At 70.7% G+C, this 19,149-nt stretch carries 18 protein-coding genes; 16 read left to right on the top strand and 2 right to left on the bottom strand.

Going from position 1 to position 19,149, the window contains the following annotated elements; all coding sequences use genetic code 11:
* Window positions 1–5 precede the first annotated feature (5 nt).
* From ACFV1J_RS21035 to ACFV1J_RS21070, 8 genes are all read left to right on the top strand, one after another.
* Window positions 6–593, top strand: coding sequence for a nicotinamide riboside transporter PnuC (locus tag ACFV1J_RS21035; protein WP_385860340.1), 588 nt, complete (start codon window positions 6–8; stop codon window positions 591–593).
* Window positions 594–684: 91 nt separating this feature from the next.
* Window positions 685–2,010 (top strand): bifunctional 3,4-dihydroxy-2-butanone-4-phosphate synthase/GTP cyclohydrolase II, encoded by a 1,326-nt coding sequence (locus tag ACFV1J_RS21040; protein ID WP_385860286.1) that lies wholly within the window; start codon window positions 685–687, stop codon window positions 2,008–2,010.
* A gap of 61 nt (window positions 2,011–2,071) precedes the next feature.
* On the top strand, window positions 2,072–2,557 hold the full coding sequence (gene ribH, locus ACFV1J_RS21045) for a 6,7-dimethyl-8-ribityllumazine synthase (RefSeq protein WP_385860288.1): 486 nt from the start codon (window positions 2,072–2,074) through the stop codon (window positions 2,555–2,557).
* Between the two features lie 34 nt (window positions 2,558–2,591).
* On the top strand, window positions 2,592–2,864 hold the full coding sequence (locus ACFV1J_RS21050; protein WP_030412067.1) for a phosphoribosyl-ATP diphosphatase: 273 nt from the start codon (window positions 2,592–2,594) through the stop codon (window positions 2,862–2,864).
* 52 nt (window positions 2,865–2,916) lie between these two features.
* Complete coding sequence (gene hisG / locus ACFV1J_RS21055; RefSeq protein ID WP_385860291.1) at window positions 2,917–3,765, top strand: ATP phosphoribosyltransferase; 849 nt, start codon at window positions 2,917–2,919, stop codon at window positions 3,763–3,765.
* 45 nt (window positions 3,766–3,810) lie between these two features.
* Window positions 3,811–4,260: a PH domain-containing protein gene (locus tag ACFV1J_RS21060; protein WP_385860293.1), complete on the top strand. Its 450-nt coding sequence runs from the start codon at window positions 3,811–3,813 to the stop codon at window positions 4,258–4,260.
* Window positions 4,261–4,428: 168 nt separating this feature from the next.
* Window positions 4,429–5,787, top strand: a complete 1,359-nt coding sequence (locus ACFV1J_RS21065) for a hemolysin family protein (protein ID WP_385860295.1) — start codon at window positions 4,429–4,431, stop codon at window positions 5,785–5,787.
* Window positions 5,784–6,902, top strand: a complete 1,119-nt coding sequence (locus ACFV1J_RS21070) for a hemolysin family protein (protein WP_385860297.1) — start codon at window positions 5,784–5,786, stop codon at window positions 6,900–6,902. Before ACFV1J_RS21065 ends, ACFV1J_RS21070 begins: the two co-directional genes overlap by 4 nt.
* 74 nt (window positions 6,903–6,976) lie before the next feature.
* On the opposite strand, the gene ACFV1J_RS21075 is transcribed toward ACFV1J_RS21070, so the two are convergent.
* Complete coding sequence (locus tag ACFV1J_RS21075; RefSeq protein ID WP_385860299.1) at window positions 6,977–8,866, bottom strand: AAA family ATPase; 1,890 nt, start codon at window positions 8,864–8,866, stop codon at window positions 6,977–6,979.
* Window positions 8,867–9,351: 485 nt separating this feature from the next.
* Window positions 9,352–9,936: a uridine kinase gene (locus ACFV1J_RS21080; RefSeq protein WP_385860301.1), complete on the bottom strand. Its 585-nt coding sequence runs from the start codon at window positions 9,934–9,936 to the stop codon at window positions 9,352–9,354.
* Window positions 9,937–10,175: 239 nt separating this feature from the next.
* Here ACFV1J_RS21080 and ACFV1J_RS21085 point away from each other — a divergent pair, with 239 nt between their 5' ends.
* The 8 genes from ACFV1J_RS21085 to ACFV1J_RS21120 all read left to right on the top strand — a co-directional run bounded on the left by ACFV1J_RS21085 (window position 10,176) and on the right by ACFV1J_RS21120 (window position 19,132).
* Window positions 10,176–11,591 (top strand): peptidase C39 family protein, encoded by a 1,416-nt coding sequence (locus ACFV1J_RS21085; protein WP_385860303.1) that lies wholly within the window; start codon window positions 10,176–10,178, stop codon window positions 11,589–11,591.
* A gap of 458 nt (window positions 11,592–12,049) precedes the next feature.
* A complete protein-coding gene (locus ACFV1J_RS21090) occupies window positions 12,050–13,135 on the top strand; it encodes a sigma-70 family RNA polymerase sigma factor (protein WP_385860342.1) in 1,086 nt (361 codons plus the stop codon).
* 124 nt (window positions 13,136–13,259) lie between these two features.
* Window positions 13,260–14,249: an ABC transporter ATP-binding protein gene (locus ACFV1J_RS21095; RefSeq protein ID WP_385860304.1), complete on the top strand. Its 990-nt coding sequence runs from the start codon at window positions 13,260–13,262 to the stop codon at window positions 14,247–14,249.
* On the top strand, window positions 14,246–15,016 hold the full coding sequence (locus tag ACFV1J_RS21100) for an MlaE family ABC transporter permease (RefSeq protein WP_382855687.1): 771 nt from the start codon (window positions 14,246–14,248) through the stop codon (window positions 15,014–15,016). Before ACFV1J_RS21095 ends, ACFV1J_RS21100 begins: the two co-directional genes overlap by 4 nt.
* A 2-nt stretch (window positions 15,017–15,018) precedes the next feature.
* Window positions 15,019–15,846, top strand: coding sequence for an MlaE family ABC transporter permease (locus ACFV1J_RS21105; RefSeq protein ID WP_385860307.1), 828 nt, complete (start codon window positions 15,019–15,021; stop codon window positions 15,844–15,846).
* Between the two features lie 3 nt (window positions 15,847–15,849).
* Window positions 15,850–17,103, top strand: a complete 1,254-nt coding sequence (locus ACFV1J_RS21110; protein ID WP_385860309.1) for an MCE family protein — start codon at window positions 15,850–15,852, stop codon at window positions 17,101–17,103.
* Window positions 17,100–18,128: an MCE family protein gene (locus ACFV1J_RS21115; RefSeq protein ID WP_385860311.1), complete on the top strand. Its 1,029-nt coding sequence runs from the start codon at window positions 17,100–17,102 to the stop codon at window positions 18,126–18,128. Before ACFV1J_RS21110 ends, ACFV1J_RS21115 begins: the two co-directional genes overlap by 4 nt.
* Window positions 18,125–19,132 carry an MCE family protein gene (locus ACFV1J_RS21120; protein ID WP_385860313.1) on the top strand — a complete coding sequence of 336 codons (1,008 nt, stop codon included), beginning with the start codon at window positions 18,125–18,127 and terminating at the stop codon, window positions 19,130–19,132. The genes ACFV1J_RS21115 and ACFV1J_RS21120 overlap by 4 nt, the downstream gene beginning before the upstream one ends.
* Window positions 19,133–19,149: the final 17 nt, after the last annotated feature.

Below are 19,149 nucleotides of genomic sequence, written 5' to 3' on the forward strand. Positions count from 1 at the left end.
CGGACATGATCGGCAACACCATCGGTCTGGCCGCCCTGGCGCTCGGCTGGCGGCGCTCCCTGTGGACCTGGCCGGCCCAGTTCCTCTCCGGCGTGATCCTCGTCGCCGCCTACGCCTCCGCCCACCTCAGCGGCGGCGTCGGCAAGCAACTCCTGGTCATGGGCGTGGCGTTGTGGGGCTGGCGGCAGTGGCAGCGCGGCCGCCGGCAGGCGCAGGACGGCTCCATCGCCGTACGCTTCGCCGGCTGGCGCGAGCGCGGCCTGCTGCTCGCCGGCACGGCGCTGGGCACCGCCGCCGTCGGCGGCCTGTTCACCCTCTTCCCGCAACTGTCCTGGAACCCCTGGCCGGACGCCTACATCTTCGTCGGCACGATCGCCGCGATGGTCGCCCAGGCCCGCGGTCTGGTCGAGTTCTGGTTCGCCTGGCTGCTGGTCGACGTGGTCGGCGTACCGCTCGCCTTCAGCAGCGGACTCGCCTTCTCCGGCCTCGTCTACGTCGTCTACCTCGCCCTCGTCGTGTGGGGCATGCGCGACTGGTGGCTGCGCTCGCGCGCCCTCGCAGATCGCCCCGTCCTGGAAGGAGCACTCTCGTGAGCGACGCGTGCGCGGCCGCCGGGTCGCAGACAACAACGAAGGCTGCACCTCTGCGCCGCGCAGGCGGAGAAGCGAACAAGGGAGCACGAGCATGACCGCCCTCAAGAGCTGGTACGACGCGGACGACTCCCTCGTCCTGGACCCCGTCGAGCGGGCCATCGCCGACATCGCCGCCGGCCGCCCGGTCGTCGTCGTGGACGACGAGAACCGCGAGAACGAGGGCGACCTCGTCATCGCCGCCGAGAAGGCCACCCCCGAGGTCGTCGCCTTCATGATGAGCGAATGCCGCGGACTGATCTGCGCGCCCATGGAGGGCCCGGAGCTGGACCGGCTGGAACTCCCGCAGATGGTCGAGCACAACACCGAGTCGATGCGGACCGCCTTCACCGTCTCCGTCGACGCCACCGCCGCGCACGGCGTCTCCACCGGGATCTCCGCCGCGGACCGCGCCACCACCCTGCGCCTGCTGGCCGCCGGCGAGTCCACCCCCGGCGACTTCGTCCGGCCCGGCCACATCTTCCCGCTTCGCGCCAGGCCCGGCGGCGTGCTGGTCCGCAACGGCCACACCGAGGCCGGCGTCGACCTCGCCCGGCTGGCCGGACTGCGCCCGGCCGCCGCGATCGTGGAGATCGCCGGTGAGGACGGCACGATGCTGCGGCTGCCCGAGCTCGTCCCGTTCGCCCGCAAGCACGGCCTGTCGATCATCTCCATCGAGGACCTGATCGCCTACCGCCGCTCGTCCGAACCGACCGTCCGCCGCGAGGCCACCACCCGGCTGCCCACCGCGCACGGCGAGTTCACCGCGTACGGCTACCGTTCCACCGTCGACGGCGTCGAGCACATCGCGCTGGTCGCCGGCGACCTCGGGGACGGCGAGGACGTCCTGGTCCGGGTCCACTCCGAGTGCCTGACCGGCGACATCTTCCACTCCCTGCGCTGCGACTGCGGCCCCCAGCTGGAGGCCTCGCTGCAGCGGGTCAGCGACGCCGGCCGCGGCGTGGTGATCTACCTCCGCGGCCACGAGGGACGCGGCATCGGCCTGCTGTCCAAGCTGCGCGCCTACGAACTCCAGGAACGCGGCCGGGACACCCTCGACGCCAACCTCGAACTGGGCCTGCCCGCCGACTCCCGCGACTACGCGGCCGGCGCGCAGATGCTCGCGGACCTGGGCGTGCGCTCGCTGCGCCTGATGACCAACAACCCCGACAAGACCGCGGCCCTGGTGCGGCACGGCCTGAAGGTCACCGGCCGCGAGCCGATGCCCGTCCAGGCCGGCGAGCACAACCTGCGGTACCTGCGCACCAAGCGGGACCGTATGGGCCACGACCTCCCCTGGTTGCCCGGTGCGAGCACCGGCTCCACCGGAGCGGCTGACGCCGCACCCCCTGCCGACCCCGGCACCTGCCACAACCAGTGATCCAACCCCCAACCCCTGTTACATCACCACCAACCGGCACCACATCCGTACGAGGAGAACCGTGAGCGGCAAGGGCGCACCCGAACTGACCGTGAAGAACTGTGGCGACCTGCGGGTGGCCGTCATCGCCGCGCAGTGGCACGAAAAGGTGATGGACGGCCTGGTCGACGGCGCACTGCGGGCGCTGACCGAGCTCGGCATCGACGAGCCCACCCTGCTGCGGGTCCCCGGCACCTTCGAGCTGCCGGTCGTCGCCAAGGTCCTGGCCGGCCGCGGCTACGACGCCGTGGTCGCGCTCGGCGTGGTCATCCGGGGCGGCACCCCGCACTTCGACTACGTCTGCCAGGGCGTCACCCAGGGCCTGACCCAGGTCTCGGTGGACACCGGCGTACCGGTCGGCTTCGGCGTGCTGACCTGCGACACCGAGGAGCAGGCACTGGACCGTGCGGGCCTGGAGGGCTCCACGGAGGACAAGGGCCACGAAGCGGTCACCGCCGCGGTCGCCACCGCGGCCACCCTGCGCACCGTGTCGGAGCCCTGGCGCTGATGCGAGGGGGCGACCGCGTAGGGTAGTCACCATCATGTCCAAGAAGACGTTCGAGGAGCTGTTCGCAGAGCTCCAGCAGAAGGCCGCCACCGGCGACCCCGCCACCTCCCGTACCGCCGAGCTGGTGCAGGCCGGTGTCCATACGATCGGCAAGAAGGTCGTCGAGGAGGCCGCCGAGGTCTGGATGGCCGCCGAGTACGAATCGCACGAGGCCGCCGCCGAGGAGATCTCCCAGCTCCTCTACCACCTCCAGGTCATGATGGTCGCCAAGGGCATCTCCCTCGACGACGTCTACGCCCACCTCTGAACCACCCCAGGCACCCGCCCCAACACCCTCACCCGCAAAGGAACTCGCTCTCATGCTGCGCATCGCTGTCCCCAACAAGGGTTCACTGTCCGAGCCTGCGTCGGCGATGCTGCATGAGGCCGGCTACCGCCAGCGCAAGGACCGCCGCGAACTGGTCCTGGTCGACGCCGAGAACGAGGTCGAGTTCTTCTTCCTGCGCCCGCGCGACATCGCGGTGTACGTCGGTTCCGGCAAGCTCGACATCGGCATCACCGGCCGTGACCTGCTGCTGGACTCCGGCTCGCCGGCCGAGGAGATCCTCCAGCTCGGTTTCGCCGGCTCGACCTTCCGCTACGCCACCCGTCCCGGCACCGCCAAGGACGTCAGCGAGTTCGGCGGCATGACGGTCGCGACCTCCTTCGCGGGCCTGGTCAGGAAGCACCTCGCCGAGAACGACGTGGACGCCTCGGTCGTCCGTCTCGACGGCGCGGTGGAGACCGCCATCCAGCTCGGTGTGGCCGAGGTCATCGCGGACGTGGTGGAGACCGGCACCACCCTGCGCAACGCCGGACTGGAGATCATCGGCGAGCCGATCCTCAAGTCGGAGGCCGTGGTCATCCGCGGCACCGGCGCCCCGGACGACGACCCGAAGGTGCGCCAGTTCCTCCGCCGCATGCAGGGCGTCCTGGTGGCCCGCCGGTACGTGATGATGGATTACGACATCCGGGTCGAGCACGTCGAGAAGGCCGTCGCGCTGACCCCCGGCCTGGAGTCGCCGACCGTCTCCCCGCTGCACCACGAGGGCTGGGTCGCGGTCCGTTCCATGGTCCCGTCCAAGGACGCCCAGCGCATCATGGACGAGCTCTACGACCTCGGCGCCCGGGCGATCCTGACCACCGGCATCCACGCCTGCCGGCTCTGACCGGCCCGTACCGCCTCACCCCCCGACGGAAAGACCGACGACGACGTGTCCGCGCCCCTGCCCAGCCTCCCGGTGACGTTCCGGCCGACCCGTACCCGGGTCGTGCTGTACGCCGTCGGCCTCGCCCAGCTCGCCGCTCTCACGGCGATCGCGCTGGCGCTGCCGAAGCTGACCGGCGGTGAGCGGATCAGCTTCATCGTCACCGGACTGCTGGTGGGCGCCGTCCTCCTGCTGCTGGCCCGCCCCAAGGTGGTCGCGCGGCAGGAGGGCGTCACGGTCGTCAACCTCACCACCCGGCGCGAACTGGCCTGGGCCCAGATCGTCCGGGTCAACCTCCGGCAGGGTGACCCCTGGGTCCATCTCGACCTGGCCGACGGCACCAGCCTGCCCGCCATGGGCATCCAGCCCGGTATCGCCCGAAATCAGGCCATTCAGGACGCCCGTGCGCTGCGCGACCTCACCGAGAAGCACGGTGCGCTCGACCACACGGCCTGATGAGCCTGCCCTAACACGGGCCCCGCTGTTTACTCTGTTCTCCGGGACGCACCCCGCGCCCCGCCCCTTCGTGGGCCCAACCCGACCCGAGGAGTGACTCCCTCCGGCAATGGACGGATCGTCCTGTAGTACCTGCGCCGCCCCTCCGCATACCACGGGGGCGGCGGCATGACCGGCCCCCTGCTGCTGCTCGCGGCGGCCCTCGTCCTGATCCTCGCCAACGGATTCTTCGTGGCCGCCGAGTTCGGCCTCGTCACCGTCGAGAAGGCGGACGCCGAACGGGCCGCGGCCGACGGCGACCGCCGGGCCGGCACCGTCGTCTCCGCACTGCGCGAACTCTCCTTCCAGCTCTCCGGCACCCAACTCGGCATCACCATCACCTCCTTGGTGGTCGGTATGCTCGCCGAGCCCGCGCTGGCCGACGTCCTGTCCGGCCCGCTGCTCGCGACCGGGCTGCCCAAGGGCGCGGTCCCCGGCATCGCCGTCGTCCTCGGCATGCTGCTGGCCTCCGCCGTCCAGATGGTCGTCGGCGAGCTGGTGCCCAAGAACTGGGCGGTGTCCAAACCGCTGCCGGTGGCCCGCGTCGTGGCCGGCCCGCAGCGGGCCTTCTCCCGCTTCTTCCGGCCGGTGATCACCCTGCTGAACACCGTCGCCAACCGGCTCGTCCGCGCCCTGGGCGTGGAGCCGACCGACGAACTGGCCTCCGCCCGCACCCCCGGCGAACTGGTCTCGCTGGCCCGGCACTCCGCCCGGGCCGGCGCCATCGAGCAGGACACCGCGGACCTCTTCGTCCGCACCCTCTCGCTGGCCGACCTGACCGCGGAGAACGTGATGACCCCGCGGGTCCGGGTCAGCGCCCTGCAGGCCTCCGCGACCGCCGAGGACGTCGTGAACCTCACCCGCGCCACCGGCCTGTCCCGCTTCCCCGTCTACCGCACCCGGCTCGACGAGGTCGTCGGCATGGTCCACCTCAAGGACGCCCTGGCCGTCCCGGCCGACGAGCGGCTGCGCACCCCGGCGGTCCGGATCGCGGTGCCGCCGCTGCTGGTGCCCGAGACCCTGCCGGTGCAGCCGCTGCTGGAGCGGCTGCGCAGCGAACAGCCGATAGCCGTCGTCGTCGACGAGTACGGCGGCACGGCCGGCGTGGTCACCCTCGAGGACATCATCGAGGAACTGGTCGGCGAGGTCCGCGACGAGCACGACCGGGTGGACCTGCCCGAACTCGGGCAGGCGCCACCCGAGGAGGGCCGCCCCGCCTGGGACGCCGACGGCGGCTGCCGGGTGGACACCCTGCGGCGGATCGGCCTGGAGGCCCCCGAGGGGCCGTACGAAACGGTGGCGGGACTGGTGGCACACATACTCGGGCGGATCCCGGCCCCCGGTGACACCGCCGAACTCGACGGCTGGCGGCTGCGGGTGCGGCTGGTCGCGCACCACCGCGCCGAGCGGATAAGGATCGTTCGGACCGCGCCCGCCGCGCCGGTCACCCGTGAGCCCGTCGCGGCCGGTGCGGAGGTGGCCCGATGATCCTGGCCCAGCTGCTGTTCGCGGTACTGCTCGTGCTCGCCAACGGCTTCTTCGTCGGCGCCGAGTTCGCCCTGGTCTCGGTCCGCCGCTCCCAGATCGAACCGCTGGCCACCGAGGGCTCCAAACAGGCCCGCCGGGTGCTGCACGGTCTGGAGAACCTCCCGCAGATGATGGCCGCCGCACAGTTCGGCATCACCGTCTGCTCCCTGACCCTCGGCGCGGTCGCCGAACCGACCGTCGCCCGCCTCCTGGAACCCCTGTTCGAGGCGGTCCGGCTGCCCGCCGCCCTGATCCATCCGCTCGGCTATGTCATCGCCCTGGCGCTGGTGGTCTTCCTGCACCTCGTCATCGGCGAGATGGTCCCGAAGAACCTGGCGATGGCGGCGCCCGAGAAGACCGCCCTGTGGTTCAGCCCCGGCCTGGTGGCCTTCGCCCGGCTGTGCCGTCCGGTGACCGCCCTGCTCGGCGCCTGCGCCCACGGAGTGCTCCGGCTCTTCCGGGTCGAGCCGAAGGACGAGGTCGAGGCGGTCTTCACCAGCGAGCAGCTGACCCATCTGGTCGAGGACTCCGGCCAGGCCGGCCTGCTCGAACCGGCCGAGCAGGAGCGCCTCTCCGACGCCCTGGAGCTCGGCAGCCGCCCCGTCACGGACGTCCTGCTGGACCGGGCGGCGCTGATCACCGTCGAGCCGACCGTGACGCCCCGCCAGGTCGAGGAGCTGACCGTACGCACCGGCTACTCCCGCTTCCCGGTGTGCGCCCCCGGTGGCGCCTACATGGGCTATCTGCACGTCAAGGACGTCCTCGACCTGGAGGAACGGGACCGTGCGGTGCCCCAGCGGGTCTGGCACCCGATGACCACGCTGCGCGCCGAGCTGCCACTGGACGACGCCCTGACGGCGATGCGGCGGGCCGCCTCCCACCTGGCGGCGGTCGCCGACCCCAGTGGCCGGGTGCTCGGCCTGGTCGCCCTGGAGGACGTGCTGGAAATGCTGGTGGGCGAGGTCCGCGACCCGGCGCACCGCCGGACGCCGGCCTCCCGCACCTCGCAGGACCGGCTCGCGGAACCCCGTGACGAGTCGTCCCTGCCCGCCGAGGACCGGGCGATGGCGCGCTAGGGAAGGACCACCGCCGGCCGCATCGGAAGCCCGGTGACTCCGGCCGCATCGGAAGCCCGGTGACTCCGGCCGCGTCAGAAGCCCGGTGACTCCGGCCCCCGCCCCGACAGCACCTCGCCGTACGCCTGCATCAGATCCGGCAGTCGCAGGGTCGCGAGGTCGTCGCGGGTGGGGGCGCCCTGCCAGGTGGACAGCCGCAGGTCGCGGTAGGCGCAGCTCTTCTCGTAGAGGGTGCGCAGGAAGCGGCCGTTGCCCAGCTCGTCGATCCAGCCCTGGTCGACGACATGGCCGCTGATGCTGCACAGCTCGTCGCGGGCCTCCTCGTCCCAGCGGTCGCCGTTCTCCGCGGCCAGGACCTCCCCGATGGCGGTCAGCTCCAGCGGCCGGTAACTGGGGAAGTCGACCCGGGTGGTGAACCGCGAGGACAGCCCCGGATTGGCGGCCAGCAGCCGGTCCATGCCCTCCGGGTAGCCGGCGAGGATGACCACCAGCCGGTCCCGGTTGTCCTCGGCGCGCTTGAGCAGCACCTGCAGCGCCTCGTCTCCGTAGGCGTCGCCCTTGCTGTAGCCGGAGTTGGACAGGCTGTACGCCTCGTCGACGAAGAGCACGCCGCCCAGCGCGGAGTCGATCAGTTCATTGGCCTTGACGGCGGTCTGTCCGAGGAACTCGCCCACGAGATCGGCGCGTTGGGCCTCCACGAGGTGGTCGCCGCCGAGCAGCCCCAGCGCGTAGAAGACCCGCCCGAGTATCCGGGCGACGGTGGTCTTGCCGGTGCCCGACGGCCCGGAGAAGACGAAGTGCCGTTTCGGCGGCTGTACCGGCAGGCCCTGGCTCGCCCGCAGCCGGGCCATCCGCAGCTGGGCCGAGAGCGCCCGTACCTGCCGCTTGACCGGCTCCATGCCGACCATCCGCTCCAGCTCCGCCAGCGCCTTCTCCAGCAGCACCGGATCGGCCGGTCCGGCGGGCAGCCGCTCGGTGCCGCGCGCTCCCGGCACCGTGGCCTTGGCCCGGGCCGCGGCCGGATCGCCGCCGGCCGGGGCGGCGCCGAGCGGATCGCCGTCCGGCCCGTCCGCCTCACCGGTCGCCAGCAGCTCGCGGCCGTCGACGGGATCGAGCGGCGCCAGCGGGTCCAGGTCGCCGCCGGCCTCCTGGCCGAGCCCGGACGCGGAGACCGCGGCCAGGTCCGCGCCCTCGTCCAGACCGTCCACCTCGGCGATCGCGGCGAGCCGGGCCGCGGTGTCCATGAACGCCGGGTCCACCCGGTGCACCGCGCGGTAGAGGGGGAGCGCCGCGGCGCTGCGGCCGGTGCCCTCGTGCGCGCGGGCGAGCCAGTAGCGCAGCTCCTTGCGCTGCGGCTGCTCGCTACGGCACCGCATCAGCGCGGCCGACAGCAGCGGCTCGGCCTGCCCGTACATCTCCAGCCGCACCCGCGCCATCCCGCCGAACAGCCCGGCCTCGATGCCCAGCACCGGGTCGCCGAGCAGTGGGTCGGTGTGCCGGACGAGCTGGTCCCAGTCCTTGACGAGGTAGGCGCGGCAGGCGTGCAGGAAGCGCACCTGGGGGTCGGTGTCGACCGGCGGGCAGCCGGCCAGTGCCTGGTCGAGCTCGGCGACGTGCCGGCCGTCGAGCCAGTGCGAGGCGTGTGCCAGCAGCAGGTCGCGGCCGGTCTCCAGCACCGGCTGCACCCACCAGCCCAGCCAGTACCAGGAGTTGAGGGTGCGTCGGTGCCGGGAGCGCATCTCGCCGAAGCGGTCGCGGTGGCGGTGCATCCGCAGCAGGGCGATGGAGGTGTCGGCGCGCAGTGCGTGCAGGCCGAGCCAGGCGTCGGCCATCGACGGATCGAGCCGTACCGCGGCCCGGAACTCCTCCTCCGCCTGCGGATAGGCGCCCACGGTGTAGGCGTCGACCGCACGCAGCCAGGCGAGCTCGGCCGGGGCGGGCGAACCCTGAGTTCCGAAATCCATCCGTCCCCCCACAAAGCGTCCCCCGTGTGTGCCGCCGGGCCGGTGCCCCGCCGCGGGGTCCGCCCGAACCGGCGTGCGGCATACGGGAGTTGACCCTCGCCGCGGCGGACGGATTCCGGTGCGTGGCCTGCGGTGGCACAGACCCGCATGGTACCTGCGGCAACGGCGCGGGCCGTAGAGGGCGGTACGGGGCAAGAGCGGACGAGCGGTACGGCGCGGCGGCGCGAAGAATGCGGTGACCCAGGGTGAGGGGGAAGGCGGCGCGCGCCGGCGGCAGGAGGTAGTTTTACGCAGAACGAAGCCCCCGATCACGGGGGAACAACCGGGGGCTTCGCATCTGTGGGCGGTCCGTTGAACCGCACATTGAGAACGTAAGTCCTGTACGCCCCCCAGGTCAAGCGGAGTTGGGGCACTCGGCAAGACCCTGTCGTCGGTGCGCCCCCTGTCGGGCGAAGTCCGCTACGCAGAGTGAACTGCGGGGCCGATCAAGGTGCCGATGCCGGCCCCACCCGTACCTCGTACCCCAACTCCCCCTGGTGCACCAGAAAATGGGCGTAGGGGCGCGAAGGGTCCGCCGCGAAGTGCGCGCGCTCCGCCGGAATCCAGCCACTCCAGAACGTCGACAGGCCCGGTCCGTCCCGGAGTTGCCCCCTTTCCCAGGAATGTTCGCGCGTCAGTTCCATCCACAGCAGACAGCTCAGATACGGCCGCAGCGTCCGTCGCCCGGTGCCCACGCCCTCGACCAGGACGACCGGCGCGGGCGCCAGCGCACACTCCTCGGTGAACTCCCCGCGCACCCAGTCGTAGACCCCGTACCGCGCCGTCCCGCCCCGGGACAGCGGCTCCACCACCTGCGTCCGGAACCGCTCGTCCCAGGCGAACAGCTCCTCATGGGTGGCGAGGTCGTCGGTGTGCACCACCGGCGCACCGCCCAGCGCCCCGGCGAGCCGCTCGGCGAAGGTGGTCTTCCCCGAGCCCGCGTGGCCGTCCACCGCGATCAGCCGCACCGGTCCGCAGGAGGGCGGCAGGGTGCGCAGCCGGGCGGCGAGCGGGGCCAGATCGTGAACCATCGCGCCAGCGTACGCCCCGGTCCGGCACCCTCCCGCATGCCACTGGTGTGGACCAATATTTCCCGGGCGACGCGCGCCGCAGCGCCTTCCGAAGCAGGGCCGGAACAGCAATAGTTGAGCCACTGCCGACCCTTCCCCGAGCTCTCCACTCCGTTCGAGCAGGGAAGACCCCATGGCCGCCCGCAGGCCCGGGCCGGCCCGCCCACCCGATCGCACGCATCCGACTGGGGGACCTCCACATGACCAGCTCCGCGCCCCGGCGTACCGTCCTGGCCGCCGCGCTCGCCGCCGCGGCCGGCGCCGCCACCCCCCTGGCCCTGGCGCACGCCGCCGACGAACCCCGCGGGACCGCCACGGGCACCGCCGGCAAGGCGGCCCGGGACACCACCGCCCACACCACCGCGCGCCGACCGAAGAACCCCGTGGACTATCACGCCTGGACCACCGCCGCCGACTGGGGCCGGGGCCACGCCGAGGGCACCGTCGTCGCCCACGGCTCCCGCCCCGGCGTCCGCATCGCCCGCCCGGCCGGCACCGCCGACTACAAGGACCCGCACACCGGCCGCACCGCCCGCTGGGAGTACGCCACCTGGACCTCCCCGGTGCACGCCCTCAAGGTCCCCGCCACCGAGGTCGTCGCCTCCTGGAACGCGCACACCCCGCCCGGCACCTGGATCACCGTCGAACTGCAGGGCAAGTACAGCGACGCCACCCGCACGCCCTGGTACGTCATGGGCCACTGGACGGCCGGCGACGGCGACGCGGACATCCGCCGGACCTCGGTCGACGGCCAGAAGGACGGCAAGAGCAGCATCTCCACCGACACCTTCGCCGTCGACGACCCGTCCGGCGGCCTCCGACTCACCTCGTACCGGCTCCGCCTCACCCTCCACCGCAAGCCCGGCACCTCACTCACGCCCACCGTCTGGCGGCTCGGCGCGATGGGCTCGGACCTCCCCGACCGCTTCGAGGTTCCGGCGTCCACGCCCGCCCTGGTCGGCCGCGAACTGGTCGTCCCGCGCTATTCGCAGGAGATCCACAAGGGCCAGTACCCGGAGTACGACAACGGCGGCGAGGCCTGGTGCAGCCCCACCTCGTCCCAGATGATCATCGAGTACTGGGGCCGCAGGCCCACCCAGCAGCAGCTCTCCTGGGTCAACCCCGACTACGCCGACCCCCAGGTCTGCCACGCGGCCCGCTACACCTTCGACTACCAGTACGACGGCTGCGGCAACTGGCCCTTCAACGCCGCCTACGCCGCCACCTACCGCGACCTCCAGGCCGTCGTCACCCGCCTCTCCTCCCTCAACGACGCCGAACGCCTGATCCACGCCGGCATCCCGGTCATCACCTCCCAGTCCTTCCTGAAGACCGAACTCGACGGCGCGGGCTACGGCACCGCCGGCCACCTGATGACCGTCATCGGCTTCACCAAGGACGGCGACGTCATCGCCAACGACCCGGCCTCCCCCGACGACCAGGCCGTCCGCCACATCTACCGCCGCCGGCAGTTCGAGAACATCTGGCTCCGCACCAAGCGCTACGACGCAAACGGCAAGGTCAAGAGCGGTTCGGGAGGGGTCTGCTACCTCTACTTCCCGGCCAAGCCGGCACCCACTCAGCACCGGGTACTCGCGGAGCTGGGAATCCGCTGAGCTGGGAACCGCGGCGCATGTGCACCCCCAAGGTGGCCTCGATGACCTGACGGCAGCGCTTGCTGCCGTCAGGGTGAGGTGGCCCGGGATCTTGGCGCCCTGCTGGCGTACACCGGCTGTCGGGGGCGTATGCGGCTGAACCACTCGGTGCCGGACGGCTGGGCCGCCCCTGCGGGTGAGACGGAGCGGTCCCGGTGCCCGGATTCGTGGAGAGTAACGCTACTGAGTGGATCGAAACGCAACTGAATCGTGACTGACTTCGCACTCATTCGGCCACGGTCCCCCCTCCCGCCACGGTGTACCTGTCGGTAATGTCGGCCGCCACCGACCGGGGGGTATGGACGGCTCTTCCGAGGGGCCAGTGTGGCGAAATGGTCCGAGGAGGCGTGATGGCGACTGATCCGCAGGCCGTACATTCGGGGCGACCGTATGGCTGCTCGGACGAGCGCTGGCAGCGTATGTGGAGCCATCGCGAGCATCTGCTGAGGGTCGCGCGCAGGCGGTCCATGAGCGTCGAGGACGCGGAGGACGCCGTACACGAGGCGATGGTGCGCGCCATGGAGAATCCGCACGTCGAGGACGAGCGGCTCGGGGCGTGGCTCACGACCGTGACCATGCGTCTGTGTGTCGACCGGTACCGCCAGGTCAAGCGTGAAGCCGAGGTCGGCACCCGCGCGACGCTGACCCCGCACCCCACCGTCCCCGTCGACGAAGTGGTGTGCGATCGCGCCGAGGCCAAGTGGCTGGCGAACCGGAGCGGCGAACTGCCCGCACGGCAGGCGGAGGCGCTCTGGCTCAAGTCGGAGGACCTGGACGTCGGCCAGGTCGCCCGGAAGATGGGGCTGAGCTACCGGACGGTCGAGTCGCTGCTCGCCAGGGCCCGTCGTACGATGCGCAACTCGCTCGCCGCGACGCTCGCCGCCGGCTTCTGGATGTGCTGGCGCGGCCGGCCCCGGCTGGGCAGCGGTGCGCAGGTGGCGACGGTGGCGTCCACCGCGGCGACGCTCGCAGCCTTGGGATTCGCACTTCCCTCCATGCACAGGGAGATGGGGGAGCACGGGGTTCGTCCGCAGGCGTCCTCCCGGGCCGTGGCCGACTCGCCCACGGCGGAGGAGGGCCACCAACGGACCGACGTGCCCGGCCCCATGGCCGGATCGGAGTCCCGCGGTCCCGCCGCGTGGGGACCGGCCGGGCCGCTCGCCGGCGCCGGTCTGTCGCTGCTCGACGTGTCGCTCCCGCTGCCGCCGCTGACGGAATCGGCTGTTCCGGCCACCCCGTCCGTTCATCGGATGCTGTCCGTACCGGACGTCAAGGATGTTCCGGGCGCGCCCGATGTTCCGGAAGCCCCGGCGGTGCCCGGTCCTTCCTCCGCTTCTTCGGCGCCCCTGATCGCTCCGTCCGCTCCGTCCGCTCCATCCGTTCCGTCCACTCCGTCCGTCGCGGGAACTGCTGCCGAGAAGGCCGAGAAGGCCGAGGATGACGTACCGGTGGCCACCCCGGGCGACACCCCCGGCGCACTGCCGCGCGCGCCCGCCGCACAGTGATGTTCACCCCTGGTCGACGCAGCATTGCGGCCCGGTAAAAAAACTTGGCGGACGAGCGACGGACACCCCGCCCTCCCCCGTAGAGCTGATGACAGAGCTACTTCAGGGCTGAAGGGCGGGCCGGATGGGTGTCGAGATCTGCGTGGAAGGGTTGACCAAATCCTTCGGTCGGCAGGTTATTTGGCAGGACGTATCGCTGACTCTGCCCGCGGGGGAGATATCGGTCATGCTGGGCCCTTCTGGCACCGGCAAGTCCGTGTTCCTGAAGACGCTCGTCGGCCTGCTGAAGCCGGACAGAGGCTCGATCACGATCGCGGGGAAGGACATCACCCGGCTCCGCGAGCACGACCTGTACGAGGTGCGCAAGTTGTTCGGCGTCCTCTTCCAGGACGGTGCGCTGTTCGGCTCGATGGACCTCTACGACAACATCGCCTTCCCGCTGCGTGAGCACACGCGCAAGTCCGAGAGCGAGATCAAGCGGATCGTCCTGGAAAAAATGGACATGGTCGGCCTGATCGGAGCCGAGGAGAAGCTGCCCGGCGAGATATCCGGCGGGATGCGCAAGCGAGCGGGTCTGGCGCGGGCGCTGGTGCTCGACCCGGAGATCATCCTCTTCGACGAGCCCGACTCCGGGCTCGACCCGGTGCGGGTGGCGTACCTCAACCAGCTGATCGTCGATCTGAACGCGCAGATCGACGCCACCTTCCTGATCGTCACCCACGACATCGCCTCGGCCCGCCAGGTGCCGGACAACATCGGCCTGCTCTTCCGCCGCGAGCTGGTGATGTTCGGCCCCCGCGAAGAGCTGCTCACCAGTGGGGAGCCGGTCGTGGGCCAATTCCTCAACGGACGCATGCAGGGTCCGATCGGCATGGCCGAGGAGAAGGACGCGGCCCAGGTCAAGCAGGAGCTCGCCGAGCTCCATGCCGGAAACCACCGCGGCCCGAAGGGCGGCAAGGGAGCGGGCGGGGGCAAGATCCCGCGCCTGCTGCCCAGCCCCGGCATCACCCGCCCGCCCCGCTGGGAGGAGATCGCCAAGGACGAGGAGCAGATGCAGCGGCTGCGGAAGCTGCGCGTGGCCGTGGGCCCGGACGGCGGGGGGACCGGAGCATGAGCCTCTCGCCCACGGCCGGGCTGAAACATTCGGGCAGCCTCTTCTCGCTGGCTCTGGACGTTCTCCGCACCCTGCCGCGACGCCCCTTTCAGCTGCGGGAGTTCATCCAGCAGTCCTGGTTCATCGCGAGCGTCACGATCCTGCCGACCGCGCTGGTCTCCATCCCGTTCGGCGCTGTCATCGCGCTCCAGATCGGAAGCCTGACGCGGCAGTTGGGCGCGCAGTCGTTCTCCGGAGCCGCGTCGGTCCTCGCGGTCCTCCGTGAGGCGTCGCCGATCGTGACCGCCCTCCTCATCGCAGGGGCCGGCGGCTCCGCGATCTGCGCGGACCTCGGCGCACGCAAGATCCGCGAGGAGATCGACGCCATGGAAGTCCTCGGCATCGATCCGATCCACCGGCTGGTCGTCCCCCGAGTGCTGGGCTCGATGGCCGTGGCGGTGCTCCTCAACGGACTGGTCTCCGTGGTCGGCGTGAGCGGCGGCTACTTCTTCAACGTGGTGATGCAGCACGGGACGCCGGGCGCGTATCTGGCCTCCTTCACCACCCTCGCGCAGCTGCCCGACCTCTATTGGGCCGAACTGAAGGCGCTGGTCTTCGGCGCCATCGCGGCGATCGTCGCCTCGTACAAGGGCCTGAACGCCAAGGGCGGTCCGAAGGGCGTCGGCGACGCGGTGAACCAATCGGTCGTCATCACCTTCATGCTGCTGTTCGTCACCAACTTCGTGATGACCGCGGTCTACTTCCAGCTCGTTCCGCAGAGGGGTTAGTGATGGCGCTGTCGGAACGATTCCTCTCTCGCCCCCTCCGCTCCCTCGAAGAGCTCGGGACCCAGCTGTCCTTCTACGGGCGCTCCCTCGCCTGGACCGGGCGCACCCTGCGCCGTTACAAGAAGGAGGTCCTGCGCCTGCTGGCCGAAGTGTGCTTCGGCCGTGGAGCGTTGGCGGTCGTCGGCGGCACCGTCGGTGTCATCGCCTTCCTCTCCTTCTTCACCGGCACCGAGGTCGGACTCCAGGGATACACCGCGCTCAACCAGCTCGGCACCTCCAACTTCGTGGCGTTCCTCTCCGCCTACTTCAACACCCGTGAGATCGCCCCCCTGGTCGCCGGGCTCGCACTCTCCGCCACGGTCGGCGCCGGGTTCACCGCCCAGCTCGGCGCGATGCGGATCAGCGAGGAGGTCGACGCGCTCGAGGTGATGGGCGTCCCCTCACTGCCGTTCCTGGTCACGACCCGCATGATCGCCGGATTCATCGCGGTGATCCCGCTCTACGTGATCGGTCTGCTGTCCTCGTACTTCGCGGCCCGCACGATCACCACCGGCTACTACGGCCAGTCCAGTGGCACGTACGACCACTACTTCCAGCAGTACCTGCCACCGGCCGACGTGCTCTGGTCGTTCGGCAAGGTGATCCTCTTCGCCGTCGTGATCATCCTTGTCCACTGCTACTACGGATACCGCGCCAAGGGCGGCCCCGCGGGGGTCGGTGTGGCGGTCGGCCGCGGGGTACGGACGTCCATCGTCGCCATCAACATCCTTGACTTCTTCCTCAGCCTGGCGATCTGGGGAGCCACCACGACCGTGCGGATCGCGGGGTAGCCGATGTCGACAACCAACCCATTCAAGCTGCGGCTTTACGGCGTCGTCTTCATCGTCGTCATCGGCCTGCTGCTGTCGCTCACCGTGGCGATCTACCAGAAGGTGTTCACACCGGCCGTGGCGATCACCCTGCAGGCGGACACCGTCGGCAATCAGCTGGAGCCGCCCGCCGACGTGAAGCTGCGCGGCCTCATCGTGGGCGAGGTCCGCGAGGTGCGGGCCGACGGCGACAAGGCCACGGTCGACATCGCGCTCTCCCCCGAGCACGCGCCGCTCATCCCGGCCGACGTCCACGCCCTGCTGCTGCCCAAGACGCTGTTCGGCGAGAAGTACGTCGACCTGGAGATCCCGAAGAAGTCCGCCGCGCGGCCCATCCGGGCCGGAGACGTGATCACCCAGGACCGTACGAAGGCCGGCATCGAGCTCCAGAAGCTGATGAACGACCTGTTGCCGCTGCTCCGTGCGGTCCAGCCGGCCAAGCTGAACGCCACGCTGTCCGCGCTCGCCACCGCATTCGAGGGCCGCGGTGACGAGATCGGTGCGAACTTCGAGCGCGTCGAGCGCTACCTCCACCGCCTCAACCCGCACATGCCGGCGATGCGCAAGGACATCTCGCGGCTGGCCGACGCGGTCGAGCTCTACGGAGACGCCGCTCCCGACCTGCTGAGAATCCTGCACAACAGCATCACCACCAGCCTGACCGTCGTCGACAAGAAGGACGAGATGGCCTCGACCCTCACCGGGACCACCACCTTCGCGCACACCGCGAAGGACGTCCTCGACGAGAACTCCGCGCGGTTCATCACCCTCGGCCGGGTCTCCCGCCCCACCCTCGCACTGCTCGATCGCTACTCGCCCGAATACCCCTGTCTCCTCAGTGGTCTGACGAAGGAGGAACCGCTGGCCGAGCAGATCTTCCAGGGCGGGAAGATGCACATCACCCTGGAGGCCGTCCTGCCCCGGTCCCCCTACCGCCCCGGAGAGGAGCCGCGCTACGCCGACCGCTCCGGTCCCCACTGCCGCGGACTTCCCCACCCCGGCACGCCCCAGCCGCCGATCAAGCTCGACGACGGCACCAAGGGCTCCGGCGGCTCGGCATCCGCGGGACAGAGCGGCGTGACGGCAACGGCCGCCGAGCAGCGGGTCATCGGCCCGCTCGTGGCCCCGGTCATGGGTGTGCCCGCCGATGAGGTGCCGTCCGTGACGACCCTGCTCTTCGGCCCGATGGCACGCGGAACGGCGGTGAGCGTCGCATGAAGGCCAGGGAAACGGCCGCGCCACTGGTCAAGTTCAGCCTCTTCGCCGCGGTGACCCTCCTCGCGACGGCGCTGCTCTCGGCCACGATCGTCAACGTCGACTTCACCCCCAAGGACACCTACAAGGCGGTGTTCAGCGACGTCACCAGCCTGGAGGAGGGCGACGACATCCGGGTGGCCGGCCTGCGCGTCGGTGAGGTCGAGGACATCCAGGTCAAGGACCGGACCCTCGCCGAGGTCACCTTCAGCGTCACCGACGACCGGCCGTTGCTCACCTCGACGCGCGCCGTCATCCGTTTCCGGAACCTCGTCGGGCAGCGGTACATCGCGCTGACCGAGGGGGCCGGGGACGGCACCCGGCTCAAGCCCGGAAGCAGCATCCCGCTCTCCCGTACGCAGCCCGCCCTCGACCTCAACGCGCTGCTGAACGGCTTCAAGCCGCTCTTCGCCGCGCTGAGCCCGAAGGACGTCAACCAGCTCGCGTCGGAGATCATCAAGACCCTGCAGGGCGAGGGCGGCACGGTCAACAGCCTGCTCGCGCACACCGCCTCGCTCACCACGACGCTCGCCGACCGCGACGAGCTGATCGGTTCCGTGATCAACAACCTCAACCAGGTGCTGGGAACGTTGGACAAGCGCAGCACGCGCTTCTCCGGCCTGCTCAAGCAACTGCAGCGGGTGATCTCCGGACTGTCCGCCGACCGCGTGGCGATCGGCGACTCGCTCACCGGCATCAGCGACCTCACGGGCGCCACCTCCGGCCTGCTGCGGGACGGCCGTCCGGCACTGCGGTCCGACATCGCGGGACTGTCGGAGCTCTCCGGGACGCTGAACAAGAACCAGAAGACCGTGGAGGGCGTCCTGAAGCGACTGCCGCACAAGCTCAACAAGCTGACCGCCACCGGCTCGTACGGCTCCTGGTTCAACTTCTATCTGTGCGACTTCGACGGCCGGATCATGCTGCCGCAGACGCCGAAGGCGTACACGCCCGACCTCCACGTCGCCCAGGCGAGGTGCGGCCGATGATTCCCTTCCGCGAGCGCAACCCCGTCACGATCGGAGCGGTGGGCCTCACCCTCATCGCGGTGCTGATCGCCGGCGCGTTCAACATCGAGAGCCTTCCGCTGATCGGGAACGGAGCGGAGTACAGCGCCGCGTTCTCCGAGGCGAGCGGTCTGAAGTCGGGTGACGAGGTGCGCATCGCCGGGGTCAAGGTCGGCAAGGTCGACGACGTCGACCTCGACGGCGACCACGTCAAGGTCACCTTCCGGGTCAAGGACGAGCCGAAGTTCGGACGCGACACCGGCGCGTCCATCCGGGTCAAGACGATCCTGGGCGCCAAGTACCTCTCACTGGAGCCCAAGGGCACCGGTCAGCTGGAGCCCGGGAGCGAGATCCCGCTGAAGCGGACGGTGTCGGCGTACGACGTGGTGGAGGCGTTCAGCGACCTGACCACGACCAGCGAGAAGGTCGACACCGAGAACCTGGCGAAGGCCATGGACACCATCTCCACGACCTTCAAGGACTCGCCCGCCGAGGTCAAGGCGTCCATCAAGGGGCTGTCCCGGCTCTCCAGGACCGTGGCCTCGCGTGACAAGGAGCTGCGTGGGCTGCTCTCGCACGCCAACGGCGTGACCGGTGTGCTCTCCGACCGGTCGAAGGAGTTCAGGAAGATGGTGAAGGACGGCAGCGCGCTCTTCGCGGAGATCAACAAGCGGCGCACGGCGATCCACAACCTGCTCGTGAACGCCTCCGAACTCGGCGTGCAGCTCTCCGGCCTCGTCGACGACAACCGCCGGCAGATCGGCCCCGCGCTGAACCGCCTGAACACCTTCGTCGGGATGCTGCAGCGCAACGAGAAGAGCCTCGACCGCAGCATCAAAGGGCTGGCGCCCTTCGTCCGGGTCTTCACCAACACCCTGGGCAACGGCCGCTGGTTCGACACCTACATCCAGAACCTCGTCGCCGCGCCCGCGACCGTGCGGGGCGGCTCGTCCGCGCCCCAGACACCCCCGGGAGGGTCCCGATGAACCGGCCACCGAACCGG

The organism is Streptomyces sp. NPDC059649 (genome assembly GCF_042734445.1).
Lineage (GTDB): Bacteria > Actinomycetota > Actinomycetes > Streptomycetales > Streptomycetaceae > Streptomyces.

What these genes read in the sequence shown, in the direction of transcription:
- hisG (WP_385860291.1), top strand. Translation starts at nt 2,917, where the DNA reads ATGCTGCGCATCGCTGTCCCCAACAAGGGTTCACTGTCCGAGCCTGCG.
- ACFV1J_RS21110 (WP_385860309.1), top strand. Translation starts at nt 15,850, where the DNA reads ATGTCGACAACCAACCCATTCAAGCTGCGGCTTTACGGCGTCGTCTTC.
- ACFV1J_RS21040 (WP_385860286.1), top strand. Translation starts at nt 685, where the DNA reads ATGACCGCCCTCAAGAGCTGGTACGACGCGGACGACTCCCTCGTCCTG.
- ACFV1J_RS21035 (WP_385860340.1), top strand. Translation starts at nt 6, where the DNA reads ATGATCGGCAACACCATCGGTCTGGCCGCCCTGGCGCTCGGCTGGCGG.
- ACFV1J_RS21095 (WP_385860304.1), top strand. Translation starts at nt 13,260, where the DNA reads ATGGGTGTCGAGATCTGCGTGGAAGGGTTGACCAAATCCTTCGGTCGG.
- ACFV1J_RS21115 (WP_385860311.1), top strand. Translation starts at nt 17,100, where the DNA reads ATGAAGGCCAGGGAAACGGCCGCGCCACTGGTCAAGTTCAGCCTCTTC.
- ACFV1J_RS21070 (WP_385860297.1), top strand. Translation starts at nt 5,784, where the DNA reads ATGATCCTGGCCCAGCTGCTGTTCGCGGTACTGCTCGTGCTCGCCAAC.
- ACFV1J_RS21085 (WP_385860303.1), top strand. Translation starts at nt 10,176, where the DNA reads ATGACCAGCTCCGCGCCCCGGCGTACCGTCCTGGCCGCCGCGCTCGCC.
- ACFV1J_RS21050 (WP_030412067.1), top strand. Translation starts at nt 2,592, where the DNA reads ATGTCCAAGAAGACGTTCGAGGAGCTGTTCGCAGAGCTCCAGCAGAAG.
- ACFV1J_RS21065 (WP_385860295.1), top strand. Translation starts at nt 4,429, where the DNA reads ATGACCGGCCCCCTGCTGCTGCTCGCGGCGGCCCTCGTCCTGATCCTC.
- ACFV1J_RS21100 (WP_382855687.1), top strand. Translation starts at nt 14,246, where the DNA reads ATGAGCCTCTCGCCCACGGCCGGGCTGAAACATTCGGGCAGCCTCTTC.
- ACFV1J_RS21075 (WP_385860299.1), bottom strand. Translation starts at nt 8,866, where the DNA reads ATGGATTTCGGAACTCAGGGTTCGCCCGCCCCGGCCGAGCTCGCCTGG.
- ACFV1J_RS21105 (WP_385860307.1), top strand. Translation starts at nt 15,019, where the DNA reads ATGGCGCTGTCGGAACGATTCCTCTCTCGCCCCCTCCGCTCCCTCGAA.
- ACFV1J_RS21080 (WP_385860301.1), bottom strand. Translation starts at nt 9,936, where the DNA reads ATGGTTCACGATCTGGCCCCGCTCGCCGCCCGGCTGCGCACCCTGCCG.
- ACFV1J_RS21090 (WP_385860342.1), top strand. Translation starts at nt 12,050, where the DNA reads ATGTGGAGCCATCGCGAGCATCTGCTGAGGGTCGCGCGCAGGCGGTCC.
- ACFV1J_RS21120 (WP_385860313.1), top strand. Translation starts at nt 18,125, where the DNA reads ATGATTCCCTTCCGCGAGCGCAACCCCGTCACGATCGGAGCGGTGGGC.